Source organism: Ferribacterium limneticum, assembly GCF_020510625.1.
Lineage (GTDB): Bacteria > Pseudomonadota > Gammaproteobacteria > Burkholderiales > Rhodocyclaceae > Azonexus > Azonexus limneticus_A.
Map to the genome: position 1 here is coordinate 1895832 of NZ_CP075191.1, position 14754 is coordinate 1910585.

General features: G+C 59.6%; 18 protein-coding genes. 7 read left to right on the forward strand and 11 right to left on the reverse strand.

Features of this window, described 5'->3' with window-relative positions:
• Window positions 1-444: 444 nt before the first annotated feature.
• On the reverse strand, window positions 445-1203 hold the full coding sequence (locus tag KI617_RS08950) for an outer membrane protein (RefSeq protein WP_226451651.1): 759 nt from the start codon (window positions 1201-1203) through the stop codon (window positions 445-447).
• A 419-nt stretch (window positions 1204-1622) separates the two neighbouring features.
• Entirely contained in the window at window positions 1623-1925 is a 303-nt protein-coding gene (locus KI617_RS08955) for a hypothetical protein (RefSeq protein ID WP_226451652.1), read from the reverse strand.
• Window positions 1926-2147: 222 nt separating this feature from the next.
• Between KI617_RS08955 and KI617_RS08960 the strand changes: the two genes are divergently transcribed.
• Entirely contained in the window at window positions 2148-2711 is a 564-nt protein-coding gene (locus KI617_RS08960) for a YkgJ family cysteine cluster protein (RefSeq protein ID WP_226451653.1), read from the forward strand.
• Window positions 2712-2747: 36 nt separating this feature from the next.
• Here KI617_RS08960 and KI617_RS08965 read toward each other — a convergent pair whose 3' ends face one another.
• The 9 genes from KI617_RS08965 to nifH all read right to left on the reverse strand — a co-directional run bounded on the left by KI617_RS08965 (window position 2748) and on the right by nifH (window position 10439).
• A complete protein-coding gene (locus tag KI617_RS08965) occupies window positions 2748-3716 on the reverse strand; it encodes a hypothetical protein (RefSeq protein WP_226451654.1) in 969 nt (322 codons plus the stop codon).
• 16 nt (window positions 3717-3732) lie between these two features.
• Window positions 3733-4491, reverse strand: coding sequence for a 4Fe4S-binding leucine-rich repeat protein (locus KI617_RS08970; RefSeq protein WP_226451655.1), 759 nt, complete (start codon window positions 4489-4491; stop codon window positions 3733-3735).
• Window positions 4481-4744: a DUF6129 family protein gene (locus tag KI617_RS08975; RefSeq protein WP_226451656.1), complete on the reverse strand. Its 264-nt coding sequence runs from the start codon at window positions 4742-4744 to the stop codon at window positions 4481-4483. The genes KI617_RS08970 and KI617_RS08975 overlap by 11 nt, the downstream gene beginning before the upstream one ends.
• Window positions 4741-5472, reverse strand: coding sequence for a dinitrogenase iron-molybdenum cofactor biosynthesis protein (locus tag KI617_RS08980; RefSeq protein ID WP_226451657.1), 732 nt, complete (start codon window positions 5470-5472; stop codon window positions 4741-4743). The genes KI617_RS08975 and KI617_RS08980 overlap by 4 nt, the downstream gene beginning before the upstream one ends.
• 131 nt (window positions 5473-5603) lie before the next feature.
• Entirely contained in the window at window positions 5604-5795 is a 192-nt protein-coding gene (locus KI617_RS08985; protein WP_226404672.1) for a 4Fe-4S binding protein, read from the reverse strand.
• A gap of 104 nt (window positions 5796-5899) precedes the next feature.
• Window positions 5900-6127 (reverse strand): putative nitrogen fixation protein NifT, encoded by a 228-nt coding sequence (gene nifT, locus KI617_RS08990; protein WP_226451658.1) that lies wholly within the window; start codon window positions 6125-6127, stop codon window positions 5900-5902.
• Between the two features lie 153 nt (window positions 6128-6280).
• Window positions 6281-7849, reverse strand: coding sequence for a nitrogenase molybdenum-iron protein subunit beta (gene nifK, locus KI617_RS08995; RefSeq protein ID WP_226451659.1), 1569 nt, complete (start codon window positions 7847-7849; stop codon window positions 6281-6283).
• Window positions 7850-7991: 142 nt separating this feature from the next.
• Entirely contained in the window at window positions 7992-9464 is a 1473-nt protein-coding gene (gene nifD / locus KI617_RS09000; protein ID WP_226451660.1) for a nitrogenase molybdenum-iron protein alpha chain, read from the reverse strand.
• A gap of 93 nt (window positions 9465-9557) precedes the next feature.
• Window positions 9558-10439 carry a nitrogenase iron protein gene (nifH, locus tag KI617_RS09005; RefSeq protein ID WP_226451661.1) on the reverse strand — a complete coding sequence of 294 codons (882 nt, stop codon included), beginning with the start codon at window positions 10437-10439 and terminating at the stop codon, window positions 9558-9560.
• Window positions 10440-10696: 257 nt separating this feature from the next.
• On the opposite strand from nifH, the gene KI617_RS09010 reads away from it, so the two are divergent.
• The 6 genes from KI617_RS09010 (at window position 10697) to KI617_RS20340 (ending at window position 14733) form a co-directional block, all read left to right on the forward strand.
• Window positions 10697-11542, forward strand: a complete 846-nt coding sequence (locus KI617_RS09010; RefSeq protein WP_226451662.1) for an NAD(+)--dinitrogen-reductase ADP-D-ribosyltransferase — start codon at window positions 10697-10699, stop codon at window positions 11540-11542.
• An 89-nt stretch (window positions 11543-11631) separates the two neighbouring features.
• On the forward strand, window positions 11632-12570 hold the full coding sequence (locus KI617_RS09015) for a GGDEF domain-containing response regulator (protein ID WP_226451663.1): 939 nt from the start codon (window positions 11632-11634) through the stop codon (window positions 12568-12570).
• 131 nt (window positions 12571-12701) lie between these two features.
• A complete protein-coding gene (locus tag KI617_RS09020; protein WP_226451664.1) occupies window positions 12702-13538 on the forward strand; it encodes an SIR2 family protein in 837 nt (278 codons plus the stop codon).
• 144 nt (window positions 13539-13682) lie between these two features.
• Window positions 13683-14240 carry a hypothetical protein gene (locus KI617_RS09025; protein WP_226451665.1) on the forward strand — a complete coding sequence of 186 codons (558 nt, stop codon included), beginning with the start codon at window positions 13683-13685 and terminating at the stop codon, window positions 14238-14240.
• Complete coding sequence (locus KI617_RS09030; protein ID WP_226451666.1) at window positions 14240-14617, forward strand: bacteriohemerythrin; 378 nt, start codon at window positions 14240-14242, stop codon at window positions 14615-14617. Before KI617_RS09025 ends, KI617_RS09030 begins: the two co-directional genes overlap by 1 nt.
• A complete protein-coding gene (locus tag KI617_RS20340) occupies window positions 14599-14733 on the forward strand; it encodes a hypothetical protein (RefSeq protein WP_264180961.1) in 135 nt (44 codons plus the stop codon). The genes KI617_RS09030 and KI617_RS20340 overlap by 19 nt, the downstream gene beginning before the upstream one ends.
• The last annotated feature ends 21 nt before the right edge of the window (window positions 14734-14754 follow it).

The window sequence follows — 14754 nt, forward strand, 5'->3', positions numbered from 1 at the left end:
TAATGAAAATAAAGGAGATTATTTTTCGCTGAGCGGGGCTTGTGGGCTCCTTGTCGCGATTGCGACAAGGAGCCGCCGCCGTTTATTCCGGGAGATCGGTGCTACTGTCGACGCATGATTCCAAATCCGCTTACGTCGCTTTCGGCTCTCCTGCCTGCTGCAGCCTCTCTGCATCGAATTACCGGAAGCGCCTTCGAGCCGGACTCTGGCCCAGCCATCAAACCGCCTGTTTGAATTGCCCCGGGTTTTAAGGAGGCTCCAACCTCTGAGAAGATGGAGCCATTAACAATTCAAACAAGTTTTCCCCTGAAGTTCGCGAGCGCGCTGTTCACATGGTGCAGGAACACCGCCATGAGTACCCATCGCACTGGGCAGCGATCGAGTCGATTTTCCGCCGGGTGTCTAGCCGCTTAACCCCTTGGACTCTGGCGCTTGCAATAAGCCTCAGAAGCGATAGGTGGCTCCCATAAAAATGCCGTGAATATCCAGATCGGCCTTGTGGACCAAGGTGCCGCCGGAGTTATTGGTGCTCGTGACTTCAGACTCTGTAGAAACGCTGCCAAACTTTGTGTAGAGATATTCGCCCCTGAGTGACCAATTTCTGTTCAGCGCGTATTCGCCACCAAAGCCGAGACTCGCGCCTGTCACCCAATCTGATTTCGATGCGTGGGAATAACCGCTAAAGGCATTGTCGGATAACGTGGAGTTCAACTGCAGCCGCGTGGCGGCAATACCTGCGGTGACATAGGTTAGCCAATTGTGCTGAGCCCATCCGAGCCGAAGACGCAATCCTGCCATCCAGTCAGCCGAGACCGCTTTTTTTCGGGTCATTTGCGCACTGGGCACTGTCTCGTAGGCCTCTGTCGTTACATATTCTTTGCTAAGGGAAAGGCTATTGGCGCTTCCCTCGATCCCGACGAGCACATTCCCGAACTGCTTGCCGTAGCCAACAAACAGACCGCCTGATACGCCCGATTGATCCAGTTGGTGCGTTCCGCTGCGGGCAATTTGCCTGGCATCGGTTGCGTCTAAGTACTTGGGTGTTCCGACCAACATACTCACATCCGAACGGCTATCTGTTGCGCCAATGAGGCCACCGGCATAGAAACCCGACCAGTCGACACCCGATGCCGTCTGAGCCTGGGCGCCGCTGCAAACTCCACCCGTCAGTGCAGCGAGTGCACAAAAAAGAATGCCCTTCACGTATAACTTCCCCCAATTAAAAGAATAGGAAACTCAGCAAACCAGCAAAGAGTATCCACGGACATTTCGTTTCATGTCAAACCGGAATTTGTCCCGGAAAATACTCACGCCCATGCAGAGTCATTGCCGGAAAGTTCCGGGCCGTGCGCTGGGATCAGGATTGGTTCCTGAGGTGACCGGTCCAGGTGGCCGAGGCCGCAATTGCCGTGCTCACGGCGGGGGGTATTCGGTGGAAACGCTACGCCCGACAGCAGGCAATGCCGAACCGTAACGCCCTTGTGCTGTGGCCGGACCTGCCTGTCACAAGGCATGGTCGAGGCGGCCAGGCTGGAGGGCTGACGGGAAATGGTGGCGCTGGCCGCCGGGACGTAGATTGTCGGGCTGGAACCGTCCTGCCTGCAGGCGTTGCGTGACGAGTTCTACAGTTTGCCGCTCGGCCCGGAAGTGGCGCAGGTGGGCAAGCAGGCTTTCCTGTTCGAGGAATTCCTGATGCGCGAGGCAAACAAGGGGTTGAAGCTGGATTTGAAACTGATTCCTGGCGGCAAGGTGGTGGTGCATGGCCATTGCCATCCCCACGGCTGGCTTTGCATAGCCAACTGCAGGAAGCCATCGGTGCTGTCGTCGGCCGAGGCAACGAGGTAATGCGTTCGGCCGACAAGGCGGGTGGCGAACAGCTTCTGATCGATGAAGTCGTTGATCATGACAAAGGCTGGGTTGGTCATGGCGTTCTCCTCGCTGTCTTATTAGCAAGGGTGGTGCCAGTGCATAAAGCCATGAAATCAAATGAAATTGTTTTGTTTTGAGGTGCTGTTGTTGGCTAAATGTAGCGATTCCGACAATTTCGTCGCCACTTTCAGCCACTTGCCTCCTGCTTCCGGATCGTGCTATCAGTGACCCATGATGATCCATCGAATATCCACCCCACTTTTCCCGTCAGCCCTTCAATGAACTCACGGGAATCCCGCCGTCTCCTGGCCAAGGAGCTTACCGCCGCGGCCGCTGCCTATCAGGCTGCAACCGTGATCCCTCACTGCACTGCGTGCTCAAACCCGTGTTGTCGACTCGATCCGCTCGTCCTCGAACTGGATTGGAAACAACTCAAGGGACTCTGGCGGCTCGAAGAGTCGCGCACTGCATTCGACAAGCGGCTTTCCTCGGGCAAAGGCCCGCAGGAAATCCGGGCGGGGAATGGGCTCTACTACGCCCATCGCAAAGTTTGCCCCGCCTACGATGCAGCGCAGGGCTCATGCCGGGTTTATGGTCAGGACCTCAAGCCCGAGGGATGCACCGATTTTCCGGTGTACGAAGATCAGGGTTGCATCATCGCTGATCTTCGCTGTGAAGCCGTTGATCTCGACGCGCTGGTGGCCTGGGTTGCACGTTCCGTCGGGCCGGAATATCGCGTCATTCCCTCTGCCGACGAAGAGTTTCCCTTCCTGGTTACGCTATCGGTGAAGCGGGTAGCCAGTGCTGCGACGGTTGGCAAGCGGCCACGATTTTCAAAGTAGTCTGTGAGCCGCCTGATCGTTTTTTCGTCATAGCCCTCAAACCGAATACGGCCGATGCAGCCAGCCGCGCACGATGTCTACGTCGCGCTGGGGCAGGTAGGCGAAGCCGGCCAGGGAGTCTTCGACGACGGTCTGGGCGACCCAGTGCGGTACGGCCTTGGTGGTCAGCATGTGGAAATACCAGGCCATGGGGTAGCCGGTTTCGCGGTCGAAATGGCTGAGTGCTTCGTTCAGTTTCAGGCCGCTGGTGCCGGCGCTGGCATCGAATTCAGGGGCTTCGCCGGCCAGCGTGGCGATCGGCTGGGCGCGGAAGACCGGTTGGTGGTAGCGGTCGAGGTGTTCGCGGGTGGCGATGACCCAGTGGTTGAAATAGGCGCTGGTGTTGCTGGCGCTGCTTTTCGTCCAGTCATCGATCATGCGGTGAATGGCGGCCGGCTCGGGCTTTTGCGCCAGCATGCGCTTGAGGAAGGCGCCGATGTGCTGGACGCGGCAGAATTTGTAGAAGGGCAGGCCGACAGGCACGGGCTGTTCAGCGCCGCCGCGCGGATCGACCAGTTCTTCGAGGGTGGTCGGGTCATTGGCGAAGAGCTGGTGGACGCGCATTTCCTGCAGGTCTTCGATTTCCAGCTGCAGGAAGCCATCGGTGCTGTCGTCGGCCGAGGCGACGAGGTAATGCGTCTGGCCGACCAGGCGGGTGGCGAAGAGCTTCTGGTCGATGAAGTCGTCGGTGAGCCGGCCAAAATCGCCATCGCGCTCATCGAGGGCGTTTTCGACCCAGCTTTCGAGGTTGTCGGAAACGCGCTGGCCGTTGCTGTCGAGAACGCCGCCGAGGCGATACCAGCCGCCCCGACTCATGGCATGGCGGAATTTCCAGTCGGGCAGGGCGGCACCGAGCGCCTTGACCAGGGCGCCGGGGCCACTGCTGACCGGAACCTTGGCACAGGTTTCGACGATGGCGGGGGCGAGCGATTTGCAGTATTCCGTCCAGGCCAGTGTTTCTTTCATCGTGCTTTCCTCGTTCTCAGGCGGTGTTTTTTTCGGACAGGCGGGCCAAAGCTGCGTCGCGGACTTCTACTTCGGGATCATTGGTCAGTGGCGGCAGAAATTCGAGTGGTGCATTGCCGACTGCCGCCAGACGCACCCACCATTCCTCATCCTGGAGCAGGGCGACGGCGAGGCCGGGCAGGGCGCGCTCGGCGACGATGGCGCGAACTTCCGGTTCCGGATCGTTAGCCAGCATGTGCAGGGCAAAGGCCGGCAGGCGGGAGGCGACCACCTTGCGGACCTCGCGTTCAGGATCCTTGTTCAGCTTGGCGAGCTGGCCGTGCGGCAGGCGACGGGCAACCGTGGCGCGAATCAGGTAGTCGGGGTCGTTGATCAGCTGGATCAACTGGGCTTCAGGCAGGCGCGCGGCTACGGAGAGGCGGACTTCGCGATCCTGGTCGTGGATCATCGAGATCAGTTGATCGACCGGCAGGCGCATGGCCACTACCCGGCGCACGACTTCGTCGGGATCGGATTTGAGCGGGAAGATGGTGTCGATTGCCGCATAGCGGGTGGCAATGGCCCGCCGCTCCCAGAAGATGTCGCCGAGATAGTTTTGCGCCAGCTCGGGATTTGCCCGCAGAAAGCGGTCGATCTGCCGGCCGCTGTGGGCGCGGATGCAGGCGTCACCTGGCGTGCAGCGGCGGCTGTTCAGGTAGTCCGGAAAGTAGCTGCAGCCGGAACACAATCCCAGTCGGCCAATGCCGGCATCGGCAAGGGTTTTTTCACTCGTCATCGACCTTGGCGGCAATGAGAATGCCGGTCGCTGTTTCTGCGTCGTTGGTCAGTGCCAGGCAATGGCCGGTGGCCCCGGAGATCAGGAAGAGATCGTAGCCCTCGACACTGAAAGCAGGGTTGTAAAGGGGAGAGACGTCGTCTTCGCTGCATTCGGTGAAGTGCAGGTCGGGAAAACGTTGGCGCAGCGAGGCGGCGCGGCCGTCAAGCAGGGTGGCTTCACCTACCCGGGCGAGGATGGTGGGGGTGATCATGCCGATTCCTCGGATTCCAGTTCTTCTTCGAAACGGGCCAGCGAGGCGGATGGCACACCCATGATCTGGGCCAGCCAGGGGGGCGGGCTGGCCAGACGGCCCTGCAGTTCCACCAGCACTTCGCGGGCCTTGCCGCCTTCGGGCTTCTTGACCGGATGGACGCCGGCACGGACCACCTTGGCGGCCGCGGGGCCACCGATGGACTGGACGTAGACAATCTGGCAATCGTTGATCAGTGCCGATCGGGCGGCGTTCTTGTCCTCGGCGGTATCGGCCTCGATGGTAGTGCGTACGGCGACCAGCTTGATGGCGCTGGTGCTGACCTGATAAACCAGGAAGCGCTCGCAGGAGCCAAAGTGGCCGTCGAGGGTCTCGCCGCGATTGGCGGCGAAAGCAACGCGCAGCGAGCCGGGCATGTCGCCTTCGGTGTAGGCATCTACCGCCGGGAAATCGTTGTTCTCCACACCCTGGCCCCAGAGCAGGCGAATCGCTTCCTTGAGGGCTTCGGCTTCGACGCCGACATGGCAGCCCTGTTCGGCGAAATCGCCGGCCAGGATGACGCGCAGGTCTTCAACCGTCAGCGTGCCGAGTTTGGCTTCGGTGAGCGGTGATTCGAGCTTTTCAACGAGTGCGCCAACCAGGGCTCTGACATCGAGACCATTCAGGGCGCGAGCGGCAAGGGCGATGCGCAACGCTGCTTCGCGAGAGGCGATGGGGGTGTCGGACATGATGGGCTCCTGGGAAAGTCTTCAGTGGAACGCCAGGTTTCCCGGGCGTTCGGCTCAAGACTCAATCAATTAATTTTGTTGCCGGTCGGCCGAGGCGAAGTCGACAAAGCCACGGCTGGCTGGCAACAAAATCAGGCCGGGCTGATACAGCCGGACGGGCAGACGTCGACACACAACGGAGAGTCGTTGTGGCCGTCGCATTCCGTGCAGGTGGCAGCGTCGATCTTGAAGAAGATCTTGCCGGAACTGATCGATTTGGTCGGGCAGACAGGTTTGCAATCGCCACAGGCGGTGCACATGTCGGGGTCGATTTTCATTGCCATGGTTTTAGCTCCTAGTAATTAGTAGTTAGTTGCTAGCCACCTGAGCTGGCGATGGGTTTCGCCTTTGCTCGTAGCTAGTGGCCAGCGACTAGCGACTGCTTCACTCAGTCTTCGGCAGCGCCGAGGCGCTTGGCACGTAGCGAAACGGGCAGGCGGGGCGGCTTGGCGATGGGGTCGATGTAGTAAGTCCCACCGTTGTCCAGCTTCAGTTCGCCACCCCATTTTTCTGCGGTGTCGAATTCGATGGACTCGATGGACGCTTCCAGATCGCGCTTCGGGAGGTAGAACACCAGCCCGCCCTTGTCGCCTTGCTGGATCATGATGTTGGCCATGTAACTGCTCCTTTGACTCCCTCCATTCAAGGGTAGGCCTAGGGTTCCCTTCCTCCCCCTTCAAGGGGGAGGCTAGGAGGGGGATGGGTTTCATGATGCATTCCGAAAACCCATCCCCACCCCGGCCCTCCCCTTGAAGGGGAGGGAGTTTTTTTACCGCACCAGGTCGAAGTTGTAGTCGGTGGTGCCCATGCCGATCGTTTCCTTGTCGAGTTGCTCAAGGACAGCGTTGGTCAGCTGGGTCACTACAGACATCATCCCTTCGTAGCCCATGGTCGTGGCGCGGTGCATGTGGTGGCGGTCGAAGATCGGGAAGCCGAGGCGGATCAGCGGTACTTCGAACTCTTCACCCAGGTGGCGGGTGTCGCGCTGGATGTACTTGCCGTAGGAGTTGCCGATCAGGAAGTCAGGCTTGTCCGTGAAGCACAGGCTGCGCATGTGCCACAGGTCGTTGCCGGCGTAGACCTTGCCCAGCGTACCGAACGGGCTGGAAGCGAGGAGCTTTTCCATGACCTTGGCCCAACGCTTGTTGCCGTTGTGAGCCAGGATGTGGGTCGGCTCGGCACCAACTTCCAGCAGGATCTTGACGACGCCCATCACGAAGTCCGGGTCACCATACACGGCGAACTTCTTACCGTGCAGCCAGGCGTGGCTGTCTGAGACCAGGTCCATGCAGCGGCCACGTTCCAGTTCAAGGGAGGCCGGAATCGGCTTGCCGGTCAGTTCGGAGACCTTCATCAGGAACTCGTCGGTCCATTCCACGCCCATCGGGATGTTCAGCTTGGGAACTTCATGGTTCCAGGTGTTCTCGATGAACTTCTTGGACTTCTCCAGCTGGGTCGGTTGGAGCAGGACGGTGGTGATGCCGTTCGGCGCATCCTTGACTTCATCCATCGTCGTGCCGCCGGAGTACATGCGGAATTCGCCGTCAGCCGGGGTGTCGAAAACTTCGGAAGGATCGGACAGGTAGGTGAAGTCGACATCCATCTCACCCAGCATGCGCTTGATGACACGGTAGTTGCCGAGGTAGGTCTCGAAGCCCGGCACGATGTTGATCTTGCCGTTCGAACCGATCTTCTTGCCGTCCATGAAGTTCAGCGTGAAGGAGCGGATGATGCCTTCGAGCATGTTGTCCCAGCCGGTGGTGTGCGAACCGACGAAGGACGGGGTGTGGGCGAAGGGGACCGGGTAATCCTGGGGGATGTGGCCGTCCTTCTTGGAGTTGTTGATGAAGGCATTCAAGTCGTCACCAATAACTTCCGCCATGCAGGTGGTCGAAACAGCGATTATGTCCGGCTTGTAGATCGCCTTGGCGTTGGCCAGGCCGTCGTGCATGTTCTTCTGCCCGCCGAACACGGCGGCATCTTCCGTCATCGAGTCGGAAACGCAGGAGCACGGTTCCTTGAAGTGACGGTTGAAGTAGGTGCGGAAGTAGGCGACGCAGCCTTGCGAACCATGCACGTAGGGCAGGGTCTTGTGGAAGCCGGAGGCGCAGAGGACGGCGCCGAGCGGCTGGCAGGCCTTGGCCGGATCGACGGTCAGGGCTTCGCGCTTGAAGTTGAGGTCCTGATATTCCTTGGTCGTCGTCCAGACGAAGGTTTCCCAGACCTTTTCCGGGCCGTGGCCTTCTTCGAAGAGTTCGCGTTTTTCAGCGAGGTTCTTCTTGTAGTCGTCGTCGCGGAACAGCGGGTAACAGGGCTTGATGTTGTCTGCGGTTTGCATTGCTATCTCCTTGCCGGTACCACTCATCTGTGGCGACCGGAGTAGGTTCAACAGAATTTCCTAGCCCCCCGTCATTCCCGCGGAGGCGGGAATCCAGATCGCCCTGGATTCCCGGTCAAGCCGGGAATGACGGGGGCGTGGTTCAGGCAGCCTTCTTGACTTCTTCAGCAGCAACCTTCTTCCACGGGGGCGTCAGGTTCTTGAAGGTCGGGTTGGACAGGGCGATATCCATGTCACGGGCGAAGATCGCGAAACCGTCGTAACCGTGGTACGGGCCCGAGTAATCCCAGGAGTGCATCTGGCGCAGCGGAATGCCCATCTTCTGGAAGATGTACTTTTCCTTGATGCCGGAGCCGACCATGTCGGGCTTCAGGCGCTTGACGAACTCTTCCAGTTCGAAACCGGTCACGTCGTCGTAGAGCAGGGTGGCATCACCCATTTCTTTGATCGTGCGATCGTAGTCGTCGTTGTGGCCGAATTCGTAGCCGGTGCCGATGACTTCCATGCCGAGGTCTTCGTAGGCGCCGATAACGTGACGCGGACGCAGGCCGCCGACGTAGAGCATGACCTTCTTGCCCTGCAGACGCGGTTTGTACTTGGCGATGATCTCGTCCATCATCGGCTGGTAGCGGGCGATGACGGCTTCGGTCTTGGCCTTGACGGTGTCGTCGAAGAAGGCAGCAATCTTGCGGCAGGATTCGATGATCTTGGTCGGGCCGAAGAAGTTGTATTCCAGGTAAGGAATGCCGTACTTCTCTTCCATGTGACGGGAGATGTAGTTCATCGAACGGTAGCAGTGCAGCAGGTTCAGCTTGACCTTCGGCGTGTTCATCATTTCAGCGATGGTGCCGTCGCCGGACCACTGAGCCACGACGCGCAGGCCCATCTCTTCAAGAAGAATACGGGTTGCCCAGGCATCGCCACCGATGTTGTAGTCACCGATGATGGCGACGTCGTAGGGGGTCGATTCGAAAGCAGCACCGTCGCGCTTGTCGAGAACCCAGTCACGGATCGCGTCATTGGCGATGTGGTGGCCGAGGGACTGGGAAACACCGCGGAAGCCTTCGCAGCGAACCGGAACAACCGGCTTGCCGATAGCTGCAGCGCCCTTCTTGGAAACGGACTCGATGTCGTCACCGATCAGGCCGATCGGGCACTCGGACTGGACCGAGATACCCTTGTGCAGCGGGAAGAGCAGTTCGACTTCGTCGATCAGCTTGGCGAGCTTCTTGTCGCCGCCGAAGACGATGTCCTTCTCCTGGAAATCGGAGGTGAAATTCATCGTGCCGAAGGTATCGACACCGGTGGTGCCGACGTAGTAGTTACGGCGACCGGCGCGGGAGTACTGACCGCAGCCGACAGGGCCGTGCGAGATGTGGATCATGTCCTTGATCGGACCCCAAACCACACCCTTGGAGCCAGCGTAGGCACAACCACGAATGGTCATGACGCCCGGCAGGGACTTGCGGTTGGAAGTGATGCACTTCTTGGATTGTTCAACAGTTTGATCGTTGACCGCCAGATGCTTGGCGCGGTCCTTCTGGGCTTTTTCCGGATAAACCTCAAGCACCTCGGCAATGAGGGCTTCGGTTTCTTCGCGAGACAGAGTCGTCATGTTTTCCTCCTGACGCCGCCACCAATCTGTGGCCGACGTGCTGGTTGAAAGTGGCGGGAGCCTGAGCCCCCGCCGGAGCTTGCGGGGTCTTGCTTAGGCAGCCAGATCGGCGGCGGTCTTGCCGACGATGGACTCGTCTTCGGCTTCCATGATGCCGAATTCCATCAGCAGGTCTTCCAGCTCTTCCATCTCGATCGGGGTCGGGATGACGAAGTTGGTGTTGTTGACGATCTTGTTGGCGAGCTGGCGATATTCGTCGGCCTGCTTGTGTTTCGGATCGTACTCAACCATGGTCATGCGGCGGATTTCGGCGTGCTGAACAGCGTTGTCACGCGGCACGAAGTGGATCATCGTGGTGCCGAGGCGACCAGCCAGGGCCATGATCAATTCGTCTTCGCGGTCGGTGTTGCGGCTGTTGCAGATCAGGCCGGCCAGACGGACACCGCCGGAATTCGCATATTTGACGATGCCCTTGGCAATGTTGTTGGCGGCGTACATGGCCATCATTTCGCCGGAACAGACGATGTAGATTTCCTGCGCCTTGTTCTCGCGGATCGGCATGGCGAAGCCACCGCAGACCACGTCACCCAGAACGTCGTAGAACACGAAGTCGAGGTCTTCATCGTAAGCGCCTTCTTCTTCAAGGAAGTTGATGGCGGTGATAACGCCGCGGCCGGCACAGCCAACACCGGGTTCCGGGCCACCGGATTCAACGCACTTGATGCCGCCGAAACCGACGGAAAGGACGTCTTCCAGTTCGAGATCTTCCACCGAGCCGGCTTCAGCAGCCAGGTGCATTACGGTGGTCTGAGCCTTGCTATGCAGGATCAGGCGGGTTGAGTCGGCTTTCGGGTCGCAGCCAACGATCATAACTTTCTTGCCGGATTCAGCGAGTGCCGCCACCAGATTCTGGGTGGTGGTGGACTTGCCGATACCGCCTTTGCCGTAGATGGCGCATTGACGGAGTTTTGCCATGGTGTAATCTCCTTAGTCTGTCAGTCGATTTGCGAAGGAATCTTTGAGAGTCGCGTCTCTCCTTCTGCATGTAGCGTGCCAGGTCGACTGGCAGGCCATAATCGATTGATTATTCAATGAAAATAGAAAACGAGCCGGTGGTTGTTGGAGCGAGTACATCCGACAATGTCCCTACGCTTTGTAGGGGTGACGACAAAGCGTCGAGTCCAGGCGAGACAAAACCCCATTCAGGAGACGACAGTCTCCTATCTGAATCATTGCGAGGCAGCCACGGGCTTCAGGCCGAGGCAACTCACAATGCGACGCTGCCACGCGAGGCCCGTCTGCCGATCAATCGCTGCAATCTGCCAGCCGTTGTGCTCGGCAGCCTGACCTTCCAGCACTACCCGGCGGAACTGCTGCTCGACGGTGTCGCCGAGCTGCACCGCAACCTGTTTCAGCGGCTGGAAGCGGCGGCGCCGGAAGCGCGGGGCGACGTCTTTCGCGACTACCTGACCGTGCATTTCCGGCTGGGGCGCCCGGAGGACATGGGCTTCAGCGGCGACAAGAAAGGCCGCGCCAAGGCCAATTACATCAAGATGATCCGCGGCTGGAGTTTCGATGCCGATAGCCGCGAAGGCGCCGTACTCAAGGGCTGGGTGGAGTCACGCTTTGGCCTGACGCCGCGCTACCATGGCCAGCCGCTACGCGACCCATCCGGTCATGCCTACCGGCGCTATCAGGAAATGCGGGCGCAGGGGCTGTACGGCACCAACGCCATCGAGGCCCAGCTTGATCTGGTCTACACCTTCTGTCAGTTCGAGCTGGCGCGCCGCCATCATGGCGCCCGACATGTCACGCTCTATCGCGGGGTCAATCGACTGGCCGATCACGAAGTGCTGGAAAGCCAGGGCAAGGGGCAACACGTGGTACTGCTCAACAATCTCAATTCTTTCACCTGCAGCCGCGAGCGCGCCTGCGAGTTCGGCGACTACATTCTCGCGGCCGAGATTCCCCTGACCAAGATTTTCTTTCATTGCGGCCTCCTGCCGGGCATCTTGCAGGGAGAGGATGAATTTCTGGTCATCGGCGGGGTCGTCGATGTGACTTTGTCGACAATCTGACGTATTGCTTGTTCTATGACTTAAGTCCTATCCATCGGATGGGCCGCAAGGTATGCTCTGCCGCTTCTTGTTTGCAGCCCCAAGCCCCGATGAAAATACTGCTGGTGGACGATTCGCGTGCAATTGCCATGGTGACTTGCGCGCGCCTGGAATCATTTGGGCACGAGGTCAAGCACGCGATCAATGGCCAATTGGCCATCGATCTCTTCCAGAGCGAGCCCTTTGACCTGATCCTGATGGATATCGAGATGCCGGGCATGAACGGTTTTGAGACGACCACCCGGATTCGCGCCCTGGAAGGCCAGGAGCCCTGGGCCTGGACGCCGATCATTTTCGTGACGGCGACCGATACCGATTCCAATCTGGTCACAGCCATCGAGGCCGGCGGTGACGATTTCATTGCCAAGACGGTGCCGGAAAACGTCTTGCAGGCCAAGATGAAGGCCATGGCACGGATCGCTGCGCTGCGCGCACGCCTCTCGCTGGCCAACAACAAACTGCAGGATCAGGCCAATCGTGATGGGCTGACCGGCTTGCTGAATCGACGTGCCATGGATATGCAGGTCGACCGTTTGTGGGAACAGGCCGTTGCGGCGGGCAAACCGTTCAGCCTGCTGATGGTGGATATCGATAATTTCAAGAAGTACAACGACCATTACGGTCATCTGGCTGGTGACGAGTGCCTGCGCGCGGTCGCCGTCTGTCTTGGCCAGTGCATCCAGCAGGTGAACGATGACCTGACGGCGCCGGGCGCTTTTGTCGCCCGTTACGGTGGTGAAGAGTTTTCGGTGATCATTCCCGATGCGCCGCCCGGCGTGCATGCCGGCGTGGCGGCGAGTCTCGTCGAGGCGGTTGCCGCCCTGGCCATTCCGCACGAAAAGAATGGTGACTATGGGGTGGTGACCATTTCGCTGGGTGCTGCCTGCCTTGATCCGGCGGTCGGCCAGATCAAGGTGCTTTTCCGTCAGGCTGACGAGTTGCTCTACAAGGCCAAAGGCGTCGGGCGCAACCGGGCCGAGGTGGCTTGAACCGCCACTTTTCCCTGTAGGAAAGCCGACAAAGACGGCTGGCCAGCGGCTGAAGAAGGCCGTGGCTGCGTGATTCGCTAACGGGCGTGGAATTTGCTGTGAGAGGGCGTACCCCTTTCAGAGCAAACAAAATGACCCCAGAACTGCGCGAAAAACTGCTGGCCGGCCTCAAGGACGGTAGCATCATTCCCTACCTTGGCCCCGGCGTACTGGCCGATGTGAAAAATGCGGCGACCGGTGCGCCGATTCCGGCCGACAGCGATTCGCTGATCTACGCGATGAACGACGGCAAGCCGATGGCGGCCAAGCTGATGTACGAATTCCCGCGCGCCGCGATGAATGTCGAACTCAAGCGCGGCCGCAGCGCCGTCACCAAGTTCCTCAACCGTACCTACGGCGAAACCGCCTGGACGCGCGGCGCCGTGCATGACTGGCTGAAGGCGATTGCGCCGCACTACGTCATCGACATCAACCGCGACACCCAGTTGCAGGATTCCTACGCTGACGTCCCGCACAACCTGATCGTCGGCATCGCCCGCCTCGGCGGCACCGATTTTCGCTACAAGCTCTATTTCCGGGATGGCGTCGCCTACCAGAAGACCGAGGTGATCAATCCGGCCCTGCCCATCCTCTACAAGCCGATGGGCACGCCGAAGCCGGAAGCCAATTACATTGCCTCCGATGCCGACTACGTCGATTTCATCACCGAGCTGATGGGCGGCTTTTCGATCCCGCCCGAGGTCAAGGAACTGCGCAAGGGCAAGCAATACCTGCTGATGGGCCTGCGCCTGAACCGCGACACCGAGCGCATGGTGATGTCCGACATCATCTACGCCGCCGCCGAGCCGGCCGGCTGGGTGCTGATCCAGAACCCGACCGACAAGGAACGCCGCTTCTGCAAGAAACAGAAGCTGGAACTGATCGAAGCAGATGTCTTCGATCTGATCGGCGCCGCGATTGCCGCCTGAGGAAACGCTGAAAAATTCGTCATCCCCTGCGTAGGCGGGGATCCAGTTCATCGACCTTTCTGGATTCCCGCCTACGCGGGAATGACATTTATTGAATAAATCAGTGCCTCCCTACTAATTCATTCAATCCACCAAGGAAGCACCATGTCGCTTGATCGTTACGAATCCCTTTTCTTCAATGCCAATTTCAAGGAAGCCGCCAGTGCTGGCGGGCTCGTCGCCTATCGCGGCGAGTTGATCCTGCAGGAAGGCGAAGTGGCCGACGCCAATGGCCGCCGCAAGCCGCCGACGGAGGTGCTCAAGCAGGCTGTCCTGCTCGGTGATGTGGCCGGGCTGAAGCTGATTTCCGGCTCGCTCGACGAATTGCAGCAGTTCCCGTTCGTCCTCGAAAAGTTCGGTGCGGAATTCAACGCCGGGACGATTGCCGTCTTCTTCACGGTCAATATTCCGACTGCCTTCTCGACCATTGCCAACGGTGCGACGGTCGCTTTCATTCCGCTGGTTCAGGGCATGGTCTGGAATGAACTGGCCGATCTGGTCGCGCTCGACAAGGGCGATTTCAAGGGCCTGAGCGCCGCCGACAAGGTGGCCACGGTCTATAACGCGCTTAAATCCTACAAGTTCAAGTCGGCCACCATGAGCCTCGACGATGCGATGAAGACGACCAACAACGCCAAGCGCGAAACGCACGGGGCGATTTGATGGTTTGGGATGAAACCCGTCATGCGCTGGGGGTGCCGGAAATGGATGGCACCCACCGGGAATTCGTCGAGTTGGTTTATGCCTTGCTCGTGGCGTCCGACGAGGAATTCCCGGCGCTTTTCGTCCGCCTGCACGAACACACCCGCCAGCATTTCGAGCATGAAGGCAAGCTGATGAAGGCCTGCCGTTTCCCGGCCATCGGCGAACACAACAGCGAGCACCTGCGGGTTCTGGGCGAACTGGCCCATTTTTCCCGCGGCGTGGCCGCCGGCCGGCTGGGCATGGCCCGCAATTACGTCAGGGCCTTGCCCGAGTGGTTTGCCACCCATCTCGCCACCATGGATTCGGCGCTGGCGGGGTGCCTGAAGAAGGGGTGAGGGCGGTGGTTCCGGATGCGCGGATGGGCGAAGGCGAACAACGGCGCGCCGTGGCTGTCTATGAGAGCGACGGGAAGGTCGGCATTGCCGATCTCCCGGTCACCGCCTGCCGTTGAACTCTCTGCCAGAAAGCCCCC